General features: G+C 65.0%; 22 protein-coding genes. 16 read left to right on the top strand and 6 right to left on the bottom strand.

Annotation, left to right across the window (positions count from 1 at the left end):
* The first annotated feature begins 1 nt into the window (after window position 1).
* Both F3H96_RS14155 and F3H96_RS14150 read left to right on the top strand, forming a co-directional pair.
* Complete coding sequence (locus tag F3H96_RS14155; protein ID WP_149802333.1) at window positions 2-628, top strand: hypothetical protein; 627 nt, start codon at window positions 2-4, stop codon at window positions 626-628.
* Window positions 629-634: 6 nt separating this feature from the next.
* Complete coding sequence (locus F3H96_RS14150) at window positions 635-1,483, top strand: 23S rRNA (adenine(2030)-N(6))-methyltransferase RlmJ (protein WP_149802332.1); 849 nt, start codon at window positions 635-637, stop codon at window positions 1,481-1,483.
* 16 nt (window positions 1,484-1,499) lie between these two features.
* On the opposite strand, the gene F3H96_RS14145 is transcribed toward F3H96_RS14150, so the two are convergent.
* Window positions 1,500-2,255 carry a helix-turn-helix domain-containing protein gene (locus F3H96_RS14145; RefSeq protein ID WP_149802331.1) on the bottom strand — a complete coding sequence of 252 codons (756 nt, stop codon included), beginning with the start codon at window positions 2,253-2,255 and terminating at the stop codon, window positions 1,500-1,502.
* A 173-nt stretch (window positions 2,256-2,428) separates the two neighbouring features.
* Here F3H96_RS14145 and F3H96_RS14140 point away from each other — a divergent pair, with 173 nt between their 5' ends.
* The 3 genes from F3H96_RS14140 (at window position 2,429) to F3H96_RS14130 (ending at window position 3,785) form a co-directional block, all read left to right on the top strand.
* Entirely contained in the window at window positions 2,429-2,851 is a 423-nt protein-coding gene (locus tag F3H96_RS14140) for a VOC family protein (RefSeq protein WP_149802330.1), read from the top strand.
* A 19-nt stretch (window positions 2,852-2,870) separates the two neighbouring features.
* Window positions 2,871-3,233: a DoxX family protein gene (locus F3H96_RS14135; protein WP_149802329.1), complete on the top strand. Its 363-nt coding sequence runs from the start codon at window positions 2,871-2,873 to the stop codon at window positions 3,231-3,233.
* A gap of 99 nt (window positions 3,234-3,332) precedes the next feature.
* Window positions 3,333-3,785, top strand: a complete 453-nt coding sequence (locus F3H96_RS14130) for a hypothetical protein (RefSeq protein ID WP_149802328.1) — start codon at window positions 3,333-3,335, stop codon at window positions 3,783-3,785.
* Here the strand turns inward: F3H96_RS14130 and F3H96_RS31110 are convergent, their stop codons facing one another.
* The 4 genes from F3H96_RS31110 to F3H96_RS14110 form a co-directional block, all read right to left on the bottom strand.
* Complete coding sequence (locus F3H96_RS31110; RefSeq protein WP_244620007.1) at window positions 3,786-4,316, bottom strand: DUF6596 domain-containing protein; 531 nt, start codon at window positions 4,314-4,316, stop codon at window positions 3,786-3,788.
* Window positions 4,258-4,713, bottom strand: coding sequence for a sigma factor (locus F3H96_RS14120; RefSeq protein WP_244620006.1), 456 nt, complete (start codon window positions 4,711-4,713; stop codon window positions 4,258-4,260). The genes F3H96_RS31110 and F3H96_RS14120 overlap by 59 nt, the downstream gene beginning before the upstream one ends.
* Window positions 4,710-5,114 carry a YciI family protein gene (locus F3H96_RS14115; protein WP_149802327.1) on the bottom strand — a complete coding sequence of 135 codons (405 nt, stop codon included), beginning with the start codon at window positions 5,112-5,114 and terminating at the stop codon, window positions 4,710-4,712. The genes F3H96_RS14120 and F3H96_RS14115 overlap by 4 nt, the downstream gene beginning before the upstream one ends.
* Before the next feature lie 153 nt (window positions 5,115-5,267).
* Window positions 5,268-5,858 carry a TetR/AcrR family transcriptional regulator gene (locus F3H96_RS14110; RefSeq protein ID WP_149802385.1) on the bottom strand — a complete coding sequence of 197 codons (591 nt, stop codon included), beginning with the start codon at window positions 5,856-5,858 and terminating at the stop codon, window positions 5,268-5,270.
* Between the two features lie 104 nt (window positions 5,859-5,962).
* On the opposite strand from F3H96_RS14110, the gene F3H96_RS14105 reads away from it, so the two are divergent.
* From F3H96_RS14105 to F3H96_RS14085, 5 genes are all read left to right on the top strand, one after another.
* Window positions 5,963-6,493 (top strand): DinB family protein, encoded by a 531-nt coding sequence (locus tag F3H96_RS14105; RefSeq protein ID WP_149802326.1) that lies wholly within the window; start codon window positions 5,963-5,965, stop codon window positions 6,491-6,493.
* 414 nt (window positions 6,494-6,907) lie between these two features.
* On the top strand, window positions 6,908-7,270 hold the full coding sequence (locus tag F3H96_RS14100; protein ID WP_149802325.1) for a hypothetical protein: 363 nt from the start codon (window positions 6,908-6,910) through the stop codon (window positions 7,268-7,270).
* Between the two features lie 287 nt (window positions 7,271-7,557).
* On the top strand, window positions 7,558-8,154 hold the full coding sequence (locus F3H96_RS14095; RefSeq protein ID WP_149802324.1) for a glutathione S-transferase family protein: 597 nt from the start codon (window positions 7,558-7,560) through the stop codon (window positions 8,152-8,154).
* A gap of 81 nt (window positions 8,155-8,235) precedes the next feature.
* Window positions 8,236-8,613 carry a TfoX/Sxy family protein gene (locus F3H96_RS14090; RefSeq protein WP_149802323.1) on the top strand — a complete coding sequence of 126 codons (378 nt, stop codon included), beginning with the start codon at window positions 8,236-8,238 and terminating at the stop codon, window positions 8,611-8,613.
* A 77-nt stretch (window positions 8,614-8,690) separates the two neighbouring features.
* A complete protein-coding gene (locus tag F3H96_RS14085; RefSeq protein WP_149802322.1) occupies window positions 8,691-9,104 on the top strand; it encodes a GFA family protein in 414 nt (137 codons plus the stop codon).
* Window positions 9,105-9,191: 87 nt separating this feature from the next.
* Here F3H96_RS14085 and F3H96_RS14080 read toward each other — a convergent pair whose 3' ends face one another.
* On the bottom strand, window positions 9,192-9,839 hold the full coding sequence (locus F3H96_RS14080; protein ID WP_149802321.1) for an outer membrane protein: 648 nt from the start codon (window positions 9,837-9,839) through the stop codon (window positions 9,192-9,194).
* Between the two features lie 408 nt (window positions 9,840-10,247).
* On the opposite strand from F3H96_RS14080, the gene F3H96_RS14075 reads away from it, so the two are divergent.
* The 6 genes from F3H96_RS14075 (at window position 10,248) to F3H96_RS14050 (ending at window position 15,630) form a co-directional block, all read left to right on the top strand.
* A complete protein-coding gene (locus F3H96_RS14075) occupies window positions 10,248-11,012 on the top strand; it encodes an SDR family oxidoreductase (protein WP_149802320.1) in 765 nt (254 codons plus the stop codon).
* Window positions 11,009-13,099 (top strand): excinuclease ABC subunit UvrC, encoded by a 2,091-nt coding sequence (gene uvrC, locus F3H96_RS14070; RefSeq protein WP_149802319.1) that lies wholly within the window; start codon window positions 11,009-11,011, stop codon window positions 13,097-13,099. The genes F3H96_RS14075 and uvrC overlap by 4 nt, the downstream gene beginning before the upstream one ends.
* 346 nt (window positions 13,100-13,445) lie before the next feature.
* Window positions 13,446-14,042, top strand: a complete 597-nt coding sequence (gene pgsA, locus F3H96_RS14065; RefSeq protein WP_149802318.1) for a CDP-diacylglycerol--glycerol-3-phosphate 3-phosphatidyltransferase — start codon at window positions 13,446-13,448, stop codon at window positions 14,040-14,042.
* Window position 14,043: 1 nt separating this feature from the next.
* Entirely contained in the window at window positions 14,044-14,301 is a 258-nt protein-coding gene (moaD, locus tag F3H96_RS14060) for a molybdopterin converting factor subunit 1 (RefSeq protein WP_040972157.1), read from the top strand.
* Between the two features lies 1 nt (window position 14,302).
* The gene (locus F3H96_RS14055) at window positions 14,303-14,782 is read left to right on the top strand and encodes a molybdenum cofactor biosynthesis protein MoaE (RefSeq protein WP_149802317.1); all 480 of its coding nucleotides are present in this window, start codon (window positions 14,303-14,305) and stop codon (window positions 14,780-14,782) included.
* An 80-nt stretch (window positions 14,783-14,862) separates the two neighbouring features.
* A complete protein-coding gene (locus tag F3H96_RS14050; protein ID WP_149802316.1) occupies window positions 14,863-15,630 on the top strand; it encodes a YbaY family lipoprotein in 768 nt (255 codons plus the stop codon).
* The last annotated feature ends 161 nt before the right edge of the window (window positions 15,631-15,791 follow it).

The following is a 15,791-nucleotide window of genomic DNA, read 5'->3' as shown; positions in this document are numbered from 1 at the left end:
AATGCGCTTTCTTTCGCTCCTTCTCCTCATAGCCGGTGCCGCCATCGGCATTTTCTATCCTTGGGTGACGGGCAATTTTTCCGGCCACGCGATCGGCGCGTACCGCGTTTATGAGGGCGGCCGTTTCCGGCCGGCCACCGCGCAACTCGCCGCAAGCGATGCGCCTGTCAGGGTGCTGGTCGATCTCACCGCGCGCGCCGAGCGCATTGCCGGGCAGCAGCGCACGCTGCTGACGCTGACCGCGGCGAGCGGCGGCCGCACGGCGCTCGCCTCGACGCTCTCCTTCAGCCACACCGACAATCCGCGTCAGGTCAGCCCGCAACTGCCCGACAAGATCTTTCGCGACGAGGCCGGGGTCATCGAGGCGGTCACGCCCGGTCCTTACGTCTTCACCGTCGGCCCAGGCGACGCCGACGGCATCGACATGCGCGCGGTCGATCTTATCCTGCGCGCCGGCGCCGGCTCGATCGACGAACGCGCGCAGCCGGCCGGCTATACGCTGATGGGCATAGGCTTGACCGGACTGGTGCTTTCACTGGTCTTTGGCCGCCGCGGCGGAGGCCATCCGCAGAATCCCAATTCGCAGCCGCCACCGCCGCGTTGGGGCCGCAACGGTTCGCCGAGGTAAGCGCGGATGAACTATCGCCACGCCTACCACGCCGGCAATTTCGCCGATGTCGTCAAGCATGCCGTGCTCGCCCGCCTCGTCGAATATCTGAAACAGAAGGACAAGGCCTTCCGCGTCATCGACACCCATGCCGGCATCGGCCGCTATGACCTTGCCTCAGTCGAGGCCGGCAAGACCGGCGAGTGGCAGGGAGGCATCGGCCGGCTGGCCGAGGCCGCGCTCGAACCGCAAGCGGCCGCTCTTCTTCAGCCCTATCTGGAAGCGGTGCGCGCGCAAAATCCCGACGGCGGTCTCAAGCATTATCCCGGTTCGCCATTGATCGTGCGCCATCTCCTGCGCAACCAAGACCGGCTGACGGCGATCGAGCTGCATCCCCAGGATGCCGCGCGGTTGAAATCGATTCTCGCCGGCGATTTTCAGGCAAGGGTGATCGAGCTCGACGGCTGGCTGGCGCTCGGCGCGCAATTGCCGCCGAAGGAAAAGCGCGGCCTCGTCCTCATCGATCCGCCGTTCGAGGACGAGGGCGAGTTCTCCCGTCTCGTCGATGGCCTGCGCAAGGCGCACCGGCGCTGGCCGGGCGGCATCTACGCGCTGTGGTACCCGATCAAGGACCGCAAGGCGGTCACCGCCTTCCGCGCGGCGCTGACGCAAACCGGCATTCCGAAGCTGCTCGACATCGCCTTCGAGATCCGGCCTGCTTCTCAGGAGCCCAGCCTCGACGGCAGCGGCCTGGTGGTGGTCAATCCACCCTACACGCTGGAAGGCGAATTGCGGCTGATGCTGCCGGCGCTGCACAAGGCGCTCGCCGTGCGGCAGCCGTCACGCTGGACGCTCGACTGGCTGGCGCCGGAGTAAGGGCGCCTGCGTTGCCTCAGGCCAATGCCGAGGGCGTGACCCCGGTCAGCCGCCGGCTTTCGCGGATCAGATGCGCCTGGTCGGCATAGCCGGCCTCGATCGCCAGCAGCGCGGTCGAGGCATCGCCCTGCAGCCGTTGCAGGCGCCGGAAGCGGTGGAAGCGCAGGATGCGGTCGAGCGTCTTCGGGCCATAGCCGAAGGCGTCCTCGAAACGCCGGCGCAGCGTCCGTTCGCTCAAATGCAGGTGGCGCTGCAGGAACGGAACCAGCGGCGTTTCCGGCGGCAGTCCCTGGCAGATGACGTCGAAGGCCCGGCCCATCTGCGGGTCGAGCGCAGCGCGGCCTTGCGTGTGCATGCCGACGGTCTCCTCCAGTTGCCGCACCAACTCGACAAGGTCACGCGCCGCCTTGACGCGGTCGGTCAGCGCGCGGGCGCGCGTGCCCCACACCTCGCCGAGATCCAGCCGCCCGCCGACGATTTCGCCGGCCGGCACGCCGAGCCAGCCGGCGGCCGCGCCCGGCCGGAAGCGGAAGCCGACGATCACCGCCCCGGCCGGCGGCGTCTCGATCTGCGGCTCCTTGTCCGGTCCGGCCACGCGGAAGCGGCCGTCGATCCATTGCAGGTCGATCGTCGCATCCGGCGTGATGACGATGGGCGGGACGGCGCGATCGTCCATGCGGTGGACCCAGACCGCGGAGAAGGCATCGGCCAGGCCTGGAGAGGCGGGCCGCTCCCGAAAGAAGCCGGTTGTCTGCGCCAGGACCGGTTCCATCTTCTCTCCGATCTGTTCCGCCCGGATCGGTGCGACGGTCATTTTGGCCGAAATCTTCAAGGATGGCCGCGTCATCCGTGGCAAAACGGATGGAGCTTCACGGCGCTTCGCGCGCCTCCATCGGACCATCCCGTTCGCCAATGTGGTCACGAATATAGAAAGGAGTGAGAGAAATGAAAGCTCGCATCACCGTATTGACGCTCGGCGTCGACGATCTGGAAGCATCCCTCAAATTCTATCGCGACGGCCTGGGCTTGCCGACCGAAGGCATCATCGGCCGCGAATTCGAGCATGGCGCCGTCGCCTTCTTCGAACTCGCCGGCGGCCTGAAATTCGCCGTCTACGAACGCGCCAACATCGCCTGGGATGCTACGGTGCCGCAGAGCGGCCGCAGCCCGACCGAGTTGACCATCGGCCACAATGTCGGCAGCGAGGCCGAGGTCGATGCCGTAATGGCCGAGGCCGTCAAGGCCGGCGCGCGCTTGGTCAAGCCAGCGCAGAAAACTTTCTGGGGCGGTTATGCCGGATACTTCCAGGATCCCGACGATCATCTGTGGGAGGTCGTCTACAACCCGGCTTTCATCCCGCAGGATTGAGGCTTGGCGGGAGGCCGAGATGTCCGTTCAGGCGATTCAAGCGCTCGGCGCTCTTCTCATTGGCGGCGTCTTCGTCATCGCCGGCATCGAACATTTCGTGAAGTTCCGGGCGATGAGCGACTATCTGGCGAGCCGGGGATTCCCGGCTCCCGCCCTGATGCTCGCGGCCGGCTCGGCGGTCGAGATCGTTGGCGGCCTGGTGCTTGCGCTCGGCTTTGCGCCGCCGTTTGCCGCCGGGGCGCTGGCCCTCTTCACGTTGGCGACGAACCTCATGCTGCTGCGCTTCTGGGCGGTGCCGGAGCCGGAGCGGCAGGTGCTGCGCAACGCGTTCCTGATCAACATCGCCGTCATCGGCGGGCTGCTGCTTGCAGGCACGCTTTGATTGGCCGGTGAAGTCTTGCGGAAACCATTGTTTTCGCAACCGCTTGACCGCCGCCAAGCGAATCCGCACAGTGCGCGGAACCGACCTTGAGAGGCTGTCATGACTCGCTTCGCCCATTCCGCCCTTGCCGCGCTGATTTCGCTGTGCACTCCGATGGCCACCTCGCTGGGTTTCAGCCAGGCGGCGCATGCCGCCGACCTTTCCGTCTACACCGAGAATGACGGCAGCGTCTGCGGCGAGGCATGGGTGTTGAGCAAGATCACCGACCGCTTCTCCTACCAGGTGCACCATGTGCCGCATCTGCCTCAGGTCGCGATCGCCGATTTCCGCAACATCCGCCAGCATCGCTATGAGCCGGCGAGCGACGAATGGCCGATCGGCCGCCACTATTGCCGCGCCACCGTCAACCTGTCGGACGGCCGCGACCGCTCGATCTTCTACCTGATCGAGGAAGGCCAGGGTTTTGCCTCGATTGGCGACAATGTCGAATTCTGCGTCTTGGGCTTCGACCGCTGGCTGGTCTACAACGGCCGTTGCCGCGTGCTGCGGTAATCAATGCCGGCCGGCAAACAGTTGAGGTAAGCGCTCTACGGCGCCCCCCTCTGGCCTGCCGGCCATCTCCCCCACGAGGGGGGAGATTAGCGGCTTCGGCGTCCCGCCTAATCCTGCAACGTTGGAGATTGGCGAAAGCCGTCGCGACATCTGATCTCCCCCCTCGTGGGGGAGATGCCCGGCAGGGCAGAGGGGGGCGCTGTCCCGCCCGGCCTGTCGTAAGTTGGCTCTCTTTCTCTCAAACGTCTCCGCCACCGGCCGGCGGCCAAGCCGCATCGCTTCGCCGCTCAGGTCTGGGCGCAGCCAGTCCGGCCCCGCCGAGGCGACGTAGCTTTCGTTGAAGATCAGGTAGATCACTTCCAGCACAGCGCCCAGGCGCTCGCGCCGCTCCTGCCCGCGCGGCGTCTCGAAGGCAATGCCGGCATCGCGCAACGTCCGCTTGGCGCGCACGATGCGCTGGGCGACGGTGGCCTCAGGCACCAGGAAGGCGCGCGCGATCTCCGGCGTCGACGGTCCGCCCAGCGTGCGCAAGGCAACGGCCGCGCGCTGCTCGGCCGGCAGCACCGGGGTGGCAGGCGGTGAAGATCAGCCGCAACAGGTCGTCGTCGATATCCTCGTCGAGCGCGGCCTCGATGTCGGGCATGTCGCGCTCCAGTTCGGCGAGATCGACGGCAAGCTGCCGATGCTTGCCGTCGATCAGAACGGTGCGGCGCAGCCGATCGAGCGCCCGGTTGGTGGCGACCCTGGTCAGCCATGCCGCCGGATTGTGCGAAATACCGTCCCGGGGCCAGCGCTCCAGCGCCAGCACGAAGGCATCCTGCACTACCTCCTCGGCCAGCCCGACATCGCGCAGAATGCGGGTGAGCCTGGCGGCGAGCTTCGGCTGCTCGATGCGCCAGACCGCTTCGATCGCTGCCTTGGCGGTCAACCTTTCAGGTCGCCGAAGCCTTCGGCCGCCTTTTGGACGTCTTCGGGAAAATCGGTCATCTTCAGGACGCGCCGGACCTCGATGACGTCGTTTTCCCCGGCGGGACAGCGCCGCGCCCATTCGACGGCTTCCTCAGGCGAGCGCACGTCGATCATCCAGTAGCCGCCGAGCACTTCCTTGACCTCGGCGAACGGCCCGTCGGTGACGGCCGGCTTGCCGCCCTTGAAGGAGACCCGTGCGCCCGATGACGGCGGATGCAGTCCGTCGAGCGCCAGCACCACTCCGGCCCGCTTCAGCTCTTCATTGTATTTCATCATCGTCGCCACGGCCTCGGCTTTGGGCCTGGTGTCGGGAGCTGCGGTCGCGTAGCCGCCAGGGATCATCAGCATCATGAAGCGCATCTTTGTGTTCCTTCGGTTTGGTTGGTTGCGATCATACGACGAACGGCGTCCGGCGGATTCGACAGGCAATGCGAAAATTAATGTGCGATGCCGGTGACGGGGAAAGAGGCGTGGTGGCGGCGGACCGTCGCCAGCGTCTTCGCTGTCGCTGCCTCAGGCTGCCTTGCTGCCCGACAGATAGGCGCAGATCAGCTCGCCGAGCTGCTTTTGCAATTCCGGCGCGTCGAGCATGTTGCGCCGCGCCGCGTTGTGGATCACGCCCTCGATCGCCGAGGAGAGCACGCGCGCCATCGTCTCCGTATCCTTGCGGCGTTTTCGGTATTGCGCGACGGCCGCCGCATAATGTTCGAGATAGCGCGCCTGGAACGAGGCATGCGCGGCACGCGAGCCGCGGTCGCCGGGCGCCTCGTCGAGCAGCACTTGGTGCAGCGTCGGATGGATCGAGTGCGCGCCGATCATGCCGCGCACCAGCTCGCGCGCGAATTGCCTCAGCGGCTTCTCGTCCGCCGCCGCTTCGCTGATCACCGACAGCACATGGTCGAAGTGACGGCGCCGGATTGCTTCGACCAGAGCGAGCTTGTCGGGGAAATACTGATAGAGCGAACCGATGCTGACGCCGGCGGCCTCGGCCACCTTGTTGGTGGAAAAGCCGGCCCAGCCGAGCTCGCTCAAAACGTGAGCACCGGCTTCGATGATCGCCTCGACGGTTGCGATCGAACGCGCCTGGCGCGGCTGCTTGCGCATGCGCGCGGCCGGCTTTGCAATGCGAGTAGACATCCTGGCCGGTCTCCCGAGAATATAAACAGGATACTCACATTCATTCCACCAACGCAAACAGGGCCGGAAAGATGAGCGCCAAGACCTTGCTGAAGAGCCTGCTTGCCTACCAGGCCTGGGCGAATGACGAGCTCGCCGGAAAGCTTGCCGGGATGGATCCGTCTCGCGACGGTGAGGAACGCCGCGCCGCGACCAGGCTGATGAACCATATCCATGTCGTGTCGCGGATATTCGCCGCGCATCTGAAGGGCATCGCCCATGGCTATACGAGCGACAGCCCCGTGGAAACTCCTGGGCCGGCCGAGCTGCATGCCGCGTTGGCCGAGGCCGACGGCTGGTATCTCGACTATCTCGAAGCCGTTTCGGAACAACAGCTTGCCGAGCCGGTCGCCTTCACCTTCACCGACGGCGACAAAGGCTGCATGACCAGGCAGGAGATGCTGACCCATGTCGTCCTGCATGGCAGCTACCATCGCGGCGAGATCGGCTGCATCCTGGCCCGGCTCGCGATCTCGCCGCCATGGGATACTTACGCCGTCCATCTGCATCGAGCCGAGCCGGCACGTCGGCTGCGGGGTGAGCGCGAACCGGCGGAGGCTTGACACCACCGGCATTGAAACATGAGCCTGAAGCTCGCTTTGCACGGCACAAGCTTCGGCCGTCGCTTGCGGCTTGTTCATCTGTAGATGTTTGCGCTGGACAAGTTGAAGCTGATGTTCGGGGGTTTCTTCTCTATTGTGAGCGCTTTGCTCACATTGCGTTGTAAAGTCACGCCGCGGGCCAATGGATGATCGGGCGATAGAAGCCGGGCGAAAATCTGTGCGGCGGCAAGTCACTTCGAAAGTGACAGATTCGCTCACAATTTTTCGATGCAATGCATCGTCGCGCGCCTGGCGTAACCAAAATTCAATAACTAAAAATCATTGTGTTGCTTCGCTGGCTAGATAGCCGCGAGTCAGATATGCATGAGCACGCCGGGTCACTCACGACCTTCGGCAAAACGCAAGGGGCATCGCATGGCAAAGACGACAACCAAGGCGCCGGCGGCGAAAGCGCCGGCAAAGAAGCCGGCAGCTAAGGCTGCCGCGAAACCTGCAGTGAAGAAGGCAGCGGCGCCGAAGGCAGCCGCAAAGGCTCCGGCCAAGGCAGCGGCGAAGCCCGCGGCCAAGGCTGCAGCGAAGCCTGCCGCCAAGAAGCCGGTAGCGAAGGCAGTTGCCAAGCCCGCGGCCAAGGCAGCAGCGAAGCCTGCCGCCAAGAAGCCGGCAGCGAAGGCAGCGGCCAAGCCCGCCGCCAAGGCTCCGATGAAGGCAGCGGCAGCCAAGTCGACGGCTGCGGTCAAGAAGGCAGCTCCGGCGAAGAAGCCGGCCGCCAAGAAGTAATCGCGTAGCTTCGATCGCGACGGCCAACAGGTGAGGGTGGGCGCCGTCGCGTCGCCCCTCTCGCCGGTTCGGCGTGACGGCGAACGAAGTCGGAGCGAACGCTCCCCCTCAAAGCTCCCGGGTCTTTGCCCCATGGCGAAATTCCCGGGGGCTTTTTTGTTGCCCGGAACTTACTCCGGACGCCGACGGCAGCCCGGCATATCGGTTGCCCGGTTTTTGCATCGCTGGCCGTTGCTTAGCCGTACAGGATCGGCCAACACTGGCGCCCCGCAACCAGGAACCCGGTCATGCCCAAGCTGCTCTATGCTCCCACCTCTCCCTATAGTTCCAAGGTGCGCATGGCGGCTGCCTGTGCTGGCATTGCGGTCGACCTCATGCCGATCAAGACCGAGGACAAGCCCGCCGAGCTGATCGCGGCCAATCCGCTCGGCAAGATCCCGGTGCTGGTCCTGGACGACGGCCGCGCGATCCACGACAGCCGCGCCATCACCCAGCATCTCAACCGGCTGTCGAAAAACGCGCTGTTCCCGCGCAACCCCGACAAGCGGCTCGAGGCGGAAGTCCTCGAGGCGCTGGCCGACGGCATTTGCGACTGCGCGCTGTCGATGGTTTATGAGCGGCGCACGCGGCCCGAGGCTTATGTCTACCAGCCCTGGCTCGATCGCCAGTGGACGAAAATCACCACCGCGCTCGATCTGCTCAACGCCAACCCGCCGAAACTGCCGAAGAAGATCACCGCCGGCCAACTGGCGCTGCGCGCGACCCTCGGCTATCTCGCTCTGCGCTTTTCCGGCCAATGGGAGAAGGGCCGCAGCCGGCTGGTCCGTTGGGCCGCGCGCTTCGACGAGAAGTTCCCGGAGCTGAAGGGCAGCGTGCCGGGGTAGATTGGCAGCTTTGGCCTCGCGCCACCTTGAACCCCATTCTCTTCCATGCTTGCCTGACATTACCGAAGCGGGATTGGTGACATGGCAAAGCCCTCAACCAGCGTCGCGCCCGACCCGATGGTCGCGCGCCTGCGCGCCGCCCTCGGCCGGCGTGCATTCACCGAGCAAAAAATGTTCGGCGGCACCTGTTTCATGATCAACGGCAACATGCTGGTCGGCACCTCCAAGCGCGGCCTGCTGGTGCGTGTCGGCAAGGAGGGGCATGCGGCGGCCGCTGCCCGTCCCCATGCGCGGCCGATGGAGATGGGCGGGCGCTCGATGGAAGGCTATGTCCATGTCGCACCGGAAGGGACGGCGAGCGAAGCCGATCTCGCCGGCTGGCTCGACCGCGCGCTGGCCTTCGTCGGAACTTTGCCGCCGAAGGTCAAATCGGCCAATGTCGCAAAGAAGCGCGCCTGAGCCGCTGCCTTGGGGAATATTCTGCGCTTGGAGATGCCGGTGTCCGGCATCGGGTTCGAGCGGCGCGAGAGGGAACGATGGCGTTCAGCGGACATTGCATGTGCGGGGCCGTGGCTTGGACATACTCGGGCGACATAACCCGCAATCTCGTTTGCCACTGCACCGACTGTCAGCGCGCGACATCCTCTCCCTTCACGGCCTTCCTGGGAATGAGGCCGGAGCAACTGCGCTGGACCGGCGACATCACGCATTACGAAAGCAGCCCCGAGACGTTCCGTGGCTTTTGCCCGGCCTGTGGCACGCGGCTCTATTTCCGCTCCGCCAGGTGGCCGACCGAAATTCATGTCCACGCAGCCACGCTGAGCGAACCCGGCCAATACCGGCCGGATGCGCAGGTCTTGACGCGCTCCAGGGCGGAATGGCTCGACCAGCTGCAGTCCATTCCGGCCCATGAAGGTTTCCAGCAACCGCCGTCGGCCGCGAGGCCTTGAAAGGCGGCCTCCATCAGGGAGGACAGCGCCGGTCACAAAAAAGCCGGGCGCAAGGCCCGGCTTTTCCGTGTCGTGGGTTCTAACGACTTAGAACTTCATACCGACGCCGAAGGTGACGCGGTTGTCCGAAGACTTGACCTTGCCGGTGTCGCCGAAGTTCTTGCTGCCGTAGTCGGTGTAGCGATATTCGACGCGGCCGAACACGTTGTCCGTGATCTTGATGTCGGTACCAGCACCGGCCGTCCAGCCGAGCATGCCCTTGTTGTCGTGCACGCCGGTGAAGCTGTCGTCGATCTTCTGGTCCTTGGCAGCGAGACCGCCCGTGCCGTAGAGCAGGATTTCGGGGGTCACGGCATAGCCGAGGCGAGCGCGCAGCGAGCCTTCGATGCCGGTCTTGGCCGAAAGGCCGTTATCCGAACCCTTGGTGCCGTTGTAGCCGAGGTCGGCTTCAGCACCGTAGACGAAGTTATCCTGCTGCCAGTTGTAGCCGCCGAAAACGCCGCCGATGAAGCCCTTGGTCTTGGCGTCAACACCGGGGGCCTTCACATGGCCGCCGAAGCCGTAGCCGAGATTGATACCGGCATAAGGGCCGGCCCAGGAAGCAACCGGAAGCTCGGCAACCGGGGCGGGAGCCGGCGGCTCTTCGGAAACGACGTCCGCGGCAAATGCGGCACCACCGAAGGCGAACAGCCCGAGCGCAGCGGCAAGCGGCGCGAATTTGAGATTGGTCTTCATTGTATACTCCTTAAGCCACAATACACTTAGGCTTGTTGTTCATGAATGCCCCGGCCCGTCCGGGGGGATAAACGGGCCTGGCGCTCTACAGTTCCGAATGTCATGCCGAAATACGGCTGAAGCGAACCTGAACTTGGGTCATTACCCGGCACGAATGAGGCCGAAACTTGACGTTGCATCTTCGCAACAGCGAATGTCAGCAGGCTAATCATGTTGCGCTGCACAGCGCTTGGTTCAAGGGGTCCGGCGACATATATTGCCGCATAAGGCGCCCCGAATTCCATGGGGCGGACGCGCGCACGGGCCGCTTCGCCACATTCCTGCCCCAGGTGGAAATGGCATTTAACGCTTGGCCCGTCATATTGTGCCGGCTTCCCGGAATCGTGAAGCCGATTGAGGATCGATAACATGAGACAGGCCACGGCCGTCGCGCTGGTGACGGGTGGAGCAAGACGGATCGGTAGGGCGATCGTGGAGGATCTGGCCGCCAACGGCTTCGCCGTCGCCATCCATGCCAATCGCTCCGGCGAGGAGGCCGAGGCGCTGGCGAGGAGGATCACGGGCGAGGGCGGCCGCGCCGCCGTGGTCGCCGCCGACCTCACCGACATGGATGCCGTGGGCGACCTTGTCGGCCGGTCCGAAGCGGCGCTCGGACCTGTGACGCTGCTCGTCAACAATGCTTCCTTGTTCGTCGACGATCGCGTCGAGGATTTCGACTGGCGGGCGTGGGACCGCCATTTCGCCATCCATGTGAAGACGCCGGCGCTGCTGGCGCAGAATTTCGCCCGCGCTCTGCCCGAAGGCGGGGAGGGGCTGATCGTCAACATCATCGACCAGCGCGTCTGGCGGCCGACGCCGCGCTATTTCTCCTATGCGCTGTCGAAATCGGCCCTGTGGACGCAGACGCAAATGCTGGCGCAGGCGCTCGGGCCGCGCATCCGCGTCAATGCCATAGGCCCCGGCCCGACACTGAAGAACAAGCGCCAGGATGACGATGATTTCGACCGGCAGGTCGAGGGCCTGATCCTGAAGCGCGGCCCGCAATTGCCCGAATTCGGTGCCACCATCCGCTATCTCTGGCAGGCGCGCTCGGTGACCGGCCAGATGATAGCGCTCGATGGCGGCCAGCATCTTGCATGGCAGACGCCCGATGTGACAGGCATGGTGGAATGAGTCCCGCAGCCCAAAGACATAAGACAAACGGCTCCGCCGACGATATGCCGCCCGATGTCGACCCTGAAATCGACATTGAAGACGAGGCGGCGGAGGAGATCGTCGAGCCCGAGGCTTCGCCAGCTGGCCCCGACGTCGCCTTCACGGCCATCGATTGGACGCCGCATGCCGGCGATGCCGACGGCATGGTCGGCGCCGAGGTGATCCAGACCCTCGTCAAGCGGTTGCCCAACCAGCCCGGCGTCTACCGAATGATGAACGCCGCCGGCGACGTGCTCTATGTCGGCAAGGCGCGCAGCCTGAAGAAGCGCGTCACCCAATATGCGCAGGGGCGTTTCCACACCGCCCGCATCGGCCGCATGGTGCGCGAGACTTCGACGATGGAGTTTGTCGTCACCCGCACCGAGATCGAGGCGCTGCTGCTTGAGGCCAACCTCATCAAGCGGCTGAGGCCCCGCTTCAACGTCTTGATGCGGGACGACAAGTCGTTTCCCTATATCCTGTTGACCGGCGACCATGTCTCGCCGGGCATCTACAAGCATCGCGGCGCGCGTTCGCGCAAGGGCGACTATTTCGGCCCCTTCGCCTCGGCCGGCGCGGTCGGCCGCACCATCAATTCGCTGCAGCGCGCCTTTCTGCTGAGGAGCTGCACGAACTCCTTCTACGAGAACCGCACGAGGCCGTGCCTGCTCTACCAGATCAAGCGCTGCGCCGGGCCTTGCACCGGCGAGATATCGCAGCAGGGCTATGCCGAGCTGGTCGCCGAGGCCAAGGATTTCCTCTCCGGCCGCAGTCAGAAGGTGAAAACCGAAATCTCGGCCGCCATGCAGCAGGCTGCCGAAGAGCTCGATTTCGAGCGCGCCGCGATCTACCGCGACCGGCTTGCGGCGCTCTCGCATGTGCAGGCGCATCAGGGCATCAACCCGCAGACGGTGGAGGAGGCGGACGTCTTCGCCATCCACCAGGAAGGCGGCCAGACCTGCATCCAGGTGTTCTTCTTCCGCACCGGCCAGAATTGGGGCAACCGCGCCTATTTCCCCAAGGCCGATCCGGCCCTGGAGCCGGCCGAGGTGCTGGGCTCGTTCCTGGCCCAGTTCTATGACGACAAATTGCCGGCGCGCACGCTGCTGCTCTCGCAGGCCGTGCAGGAGCAGGAACTGCTCGCCGAGGCGCTGTCGACGCGTGCCGGCCGCAGGATAACGATCTCGGTGCCGCAGCGGGGCGAGAAGAAGGATCTGACCGACAACGCGCTGCAGAACGCGCGCGAGGCGCTCGGCCGCAGGCTGGCCGAGACCTCGACGCAGGCGCGGCTGCTGGCCGGCTTCGCCGAAACCTTCGGCCTCGAAAAGCCGCCCGTGCGCATCGAGGTTTACGACAACTCCCACATCATGGGCACCAATGCCGTCGGCGCCATGGTCGTCGCCGGGCCGGAAGGGTTCGTGAAGAACCAGTACCGCAAGTTCAACATACGCTCGACCGACATCACGCCCGGCGACGATTTCGGCATGATGCGCGAAGTGATGCAGCGGCGTTTTTCGCGGCTGCTCAAGGAGCATGGAGACGAGCAGCCGGGCCGGGCCGCGGAAGACGACGCCGGCGAGGACGATCTGGTCGCCGGCAACGGCGGTTTCCCGGCCTGGCCGGACGTCATCCTGATCGACGGCGGCCAGGGCCAGATGACGGCGGTCCGCCAGATCCTCGCCGAGCTCGGCGTCGAGGACCGGGTCGTCGCCATCGGCATCGCCAAAGGCCCGGACCGCGACGCCGGCCGCGAGCGCTTCTTCGTCAAGGGCAGGGACTCCTTCATGCTGCCCGTGCGCGACCCGGTGCTTTATTTCGTCCAGCGCCTGCGCGACGAGGTGCACCGCTTCGCCATCGGCTCGCACCGCGCCCGCCGCAAGAAGGAGATGGTCAAGAGCCCGCTCGACGAGATCGCCGGCATCGGTCCCGGCCGCAAGCGCGCGCTGCTCCACGCATTCGGCACCGCCAAGGCGGTCAGCCGCGCCGCGGTCGAGGACCTGGTCAAGGTCGACGGCATTTCCGAGCACGTGGCGAAGCTGGTCTACAATCATTTTCATGAGAGTTGAGGACCGGTCGCACGAACGGAAGGTTGACGAAGGTGTCGGCAAGTCGAGAGATGCTGTACCTTGGCGATTAGCCCGGACGCCCGTCCGGTCTGCGCGTCCGCTTCGCTCCCGCTCCGCCCGTGGATGACGAAGTTGCCTGGGCTTCGCCCAATCCCCGACGTTGCAAGAAGAGCTTGCATCGAAGCTGCCAATCTCTGCCTCTGACGTGGGGATGCCGGGGCCAGAGGGGGACGCCTCACGCCAACCTTCGCGCCATTTTTCCCTGGTCAATCGAATCTCGCCTGTTGACCCCCTACGTTGGCTTCTGATTTGAGTACCTGTGGCGGAGGAGATTTCCCGAGACGACATGGCACAGCGCGCGTTCAACCTGCCGAACATCCTCACCTACGCCCGCATCGTCGCGGTGCCGCTGGTCGTGCTGTGCTTCTTTCTCGAGGGGCATCTGAAGTCGTCCGACTTCGCCCGCTGGTCGGCGCTCGCCATCTTCCTGCTCGCCTCGATCACCGATTACTTCGACGGCTATTTTGCGCGCGCCTGGCAGCAGACTTCCAACATTGGCAAGATGCTGGATCCGATTGCCGACAAATTGCTGGTCGCCACCTGCCTGCTCTTGCTCGCCGCCGACACCGATCGCCATGGCGGCATCGCCGGCTGGTCGCTTTGGGCGGCGATCATCATCCTGTGCCGCGAGATCCTGGTTTCCGGCCTGCGCGAATACCTGGCCGCCTTGAAAGTGTCGGTGCCGGTGACCCAGCTCGCCAAATGGAAGACCACCATCCAGATGGTCGCCATCGCTTTCCTCCTGGTCGGTCCGGCCGGCGACAAGATTTTTCCGCTGACCACCCAGATCGGCCTGGTGCTGCTGTGGATCGCGGCCCTCGTCACCCTATATACCGGCTACGATTATTTCCGCGCCGGCCTCAAGCACATCATGGACGAGTGATATGTCCACCAAGCTCATCTATTTCGCCTGGGTGCGCGAGCGGATCGGCAAGCCGGAGGAGCATGTCGAATTGCCCGCCGGCATCGAGACCGTCGCCGACTTGCTGCGCTGGCTGAAGTCGCGCGGCGAGGAATACGAAAACGCGCTGCAGTATCCGGACGTCATCCGCGTCGCCATCAACCAGGAACATGTCGGCCACCGCGAGAAGATCGCGGGCGCGCGCGAGATCGCGCTGTTTCCGCCGATGACCGGGGGCTGAGATGGCCGGCGCGATCGTGCCCGCCATCCGCATCCAGCACGAGGATTTCGACGTCGCCGCCGAGATCGCCGGCCTGACCAAAGGCCGCGCCGACATCGGCGCCGTGGTCACCTTCTCCGGCCTTTGCCGCGACGAACAGGGCGCGCTGTCGGCGCTCGAGCTCGAGCATTATCCCGGCATGGCGGAGGCCGAGATCGGCCGCATCGCCGCCGAGGCGGTCGCGCGCTGGCCGCTGCAGGGGCTCACCGTCATCCATCGCCATGGCAAGATAGCGCCTGGCGAAAACATCGTGCTGGTGGTGGCCGCCTCCGCGCACCGCCAGGCGGCCTTCGAGGCGGCGAATTTCCTGATGGACTATCTGAAGTCGCGCGCCCCGTTCTGGAAGAAGGAGCACCGTGCCGACGGCACCCAGGGCGGCTGGGTCGAGGCCAAGGAAGCCGACGATCACGCGGCGGACCGCTGGACGAAACCGCGCGAATAAAGATCCTATTTCGGCCATCGAACGACCGCAATCCTTGCCAAGCTAGCCGTTCGGTTTGATTTGCTTGGCGGAGCAGGGTCATGCTGGACAGGATCGCGGAATTCTTCATCTTCGGCCTGGTGCCGCTGGTCGTCGGCGTGCTTGCCGTGCCGGATCTCTCGGGCGCAGCCGAAAAGACGCTTGTCGGCGAGGTGACTTATCGCGAGCGCATCGCCTTGCCGCCCAATGCCGTGCTTTCGGTCGAGCTCGCCGATGTCTCGCTGGCCGACGCTCCGGCGACGATCATTGGCCAGCGCAAGATCGTGCCGGCCGGCCAGGTGCCGATCAAGTTCGAGATCGGCTTCGATCGCACGGCGATCAAACCCGGCAGGGCCTATGCGCTGCAGGCCCGCATTACCGTCGATGACCGGTTGCTGTTCATCACCGACACCCGTCATCAGGTCGATCCGCTGGACGGCAAGCAGCAAACCGTCGTGCTGAAGATGGTCGCTCCCGCCACCGAGCCTGATGCCGCATCGCTCTATGGCCAGAGCTGGCTCGTAATATACATCGACGGCATCGGTGCCATCGCCGACCCGCAGGCGACGTTCCGCGTCAGCCAGGCCGGCAAGGCTGGTGGCAAGGGCCCCTGCAACACCTACTTCGCCACCGCCTCGGTGGAAGGGCAAAGGATCGCCATCGGCGATGTCGGCTCGACTCGCATGGCTTGCGCGCAGGATGTGATGGCTGAGGAGAAGGCACTGTTCAACGCGCTGGCCAAGGCGGCGTCCTACCGGATCGACGCCGGCAAGCTCACCATCGCCGACAAGAACGGCCGCGACATCCTGCGCTTCAACGCCGCGAGTTGAGTCTCGACGGATCGCTTTGCGACCTCTGCGCGAAGAACTGCCGCGCCGCATCTTGCTCGCGGCCCAACCACCACCTCGTGTCGGCGCCGGGAATAATCCGCGCCGCAGAGGCGTTAACTCTCCCATATGGCGGGCAGGCAAAAAGGGACTTGTCCCTTTAC

The organism is Mesorhizobium sp. NFR06 (genome assembly GCF_900115245.1).
GTDB lineage: Bacteria > Pseudomonadota > Alphaproteobacteria > Rhizobiales > Rhizobiaceae > Mesorhizobium.
The sequence above is the reverse complement of the archived record's forward strand: the minus strand, read 5'-3'. Positions and strand labels throughout refer to the sequence as shown.

Bases quoted from the DNA above. Each gene is read 5' to 3' on its own strand.
- F3H96_RS14155 (WP_149802333.1), top strand. From the start codon at position 2: ATGCGCTTTCTTTCGCTCCTTCTCCTCATAGCCGGTGCCGCCATCGGC.
- F3H96_RS14150 (WP_149802332.1), top strand. From the start codon at position 635: ATGAACTATCGCCACGCCTACCACGCCGGCAATTTCGCCGATGTCGTC.
- F3H96_RS14145 (WP_149802331.1), bottom strand. From the start codon at position 2,255: ATGGAACCGGTCCTGGCGCAGACAACCGGCTTCTTTCGGGAGCGGCCC.
- F3H96_RS14140 (WP_149802330.1), top strand. From the start codon at position 2,429: ATGAAAGCTCGCATCACCGTATTGACGCTCGGCGTCGACGATCTGGAA.
- F3H96_RS14135 (WP_149802329.1), top strand. From the start codon at position 2,871: ATGTCCGTTCAGGCGATTCAAGCGCTCGGCGCTCTTCTCATTGGCGGC.
- F3H96_RS14130 (WP_149802328.1), top strand. From the start codon at position 3,333: ATGACTCGCTTCGCCCATTCCGCCCTTGCCGCGCTGATTTCGCTGTGC.
- F3H96_RS14115 (WP_149802327.1), bottom strand. From the start codon at position 5,114: ATGCGCTTCATGATGCTGATGATCCCTGGCGGCTACGCGACCGCAGCT.
- F3H96_RS14110 (WP_149802385.1), bottom strand. From the start codon at position 5,858: ATGCGCAAGCAGCCGCGCCAGGCGCGTTCGATCGCAACCGTCGAGGCG.
- F3H96_RS14105 (WP_149802326.1), top strand. From the start codon at position 5,963: ATGAGCGCCAAGACCTTGCTGAAGAGCCTGCTTGCCTACCAGGCCTGG.
- F3H96_RS14100 (WP_149802325.1), top strand. From the start codon at position 6,908: ATGGCAAAGACGACAACCAAGGCGCCGGCGGCGAAAGCGCCGGCAAAG.
- F3H96_RS14095 (WP_149802324.1), top strand. From the start codon at position 7,558: ATGCCCAAGCTGCTCTATGCTCCCACCTCTCCCTATAGTTCCAAGGTG.
- F3H96_RS14090 (WP_149802323.1), top strand. From the start codon at position 8,236: ATGGCAAAGCCCTCAACCAGCGTCGCGCCCGACCCGATGGTCGCGCGC.
- F3H96_RS14085 (WP_149802322.1), top strand. From the start codon at position 8,691: ATGGCGTTCAGCGGACATTGCATGTGCGGGGCCGTGGCTTGGACATAC.
- F3H96_RS14080 (WP_149802321.1), bottom strand. From the start codon at position 9,839: ATGAAGACCAATCTCAAATTCGCGCCGCTTGCCGCTGCGCTCGGGCTG.
- F3H96_RS14075 (WP_149802320.1), top strand. From the start codon at position 10,248: ATGAGACAGGCCACGGCCGTCGCGCTGGTGACGGGTGGAGCAAGACGG.
- uvrC (WP_149802319.1), top strand. From the start codon at position 11,009: ATGAGTCCCGCAGCCCAAAGACATAAGACAAACGGCTCCGCCGACGAT.
- pgsA (WP_149802318.1), top strand. From the start codon at position 13,446: ATGGCACAGCGCGCGTTCAACCTGCCGAACATCCTCACCTACGCCCGC.
- moaD (WP_040972157.1), top strand. From the start codon at position 14,044: ATGTCCACCAAGCTCATCTATTTCGCCTGGGTGCGCGAGCGGATCGGC.
- F3H96_RS14055 (WP_149802317.1), top strand. From the start codon at position 14,303: ATGGCCGGCGCGATCGTGCCCGCCATCCGCATCCAGCACGAGGATTTC.
- F3H96_RS14050 (WP_149802316.1), top strand. From the start codon at position 14,863: ATGCTGGACAGGATCGCGGAATTCTTCATCTTCGGCCTGGTGCCGCTG.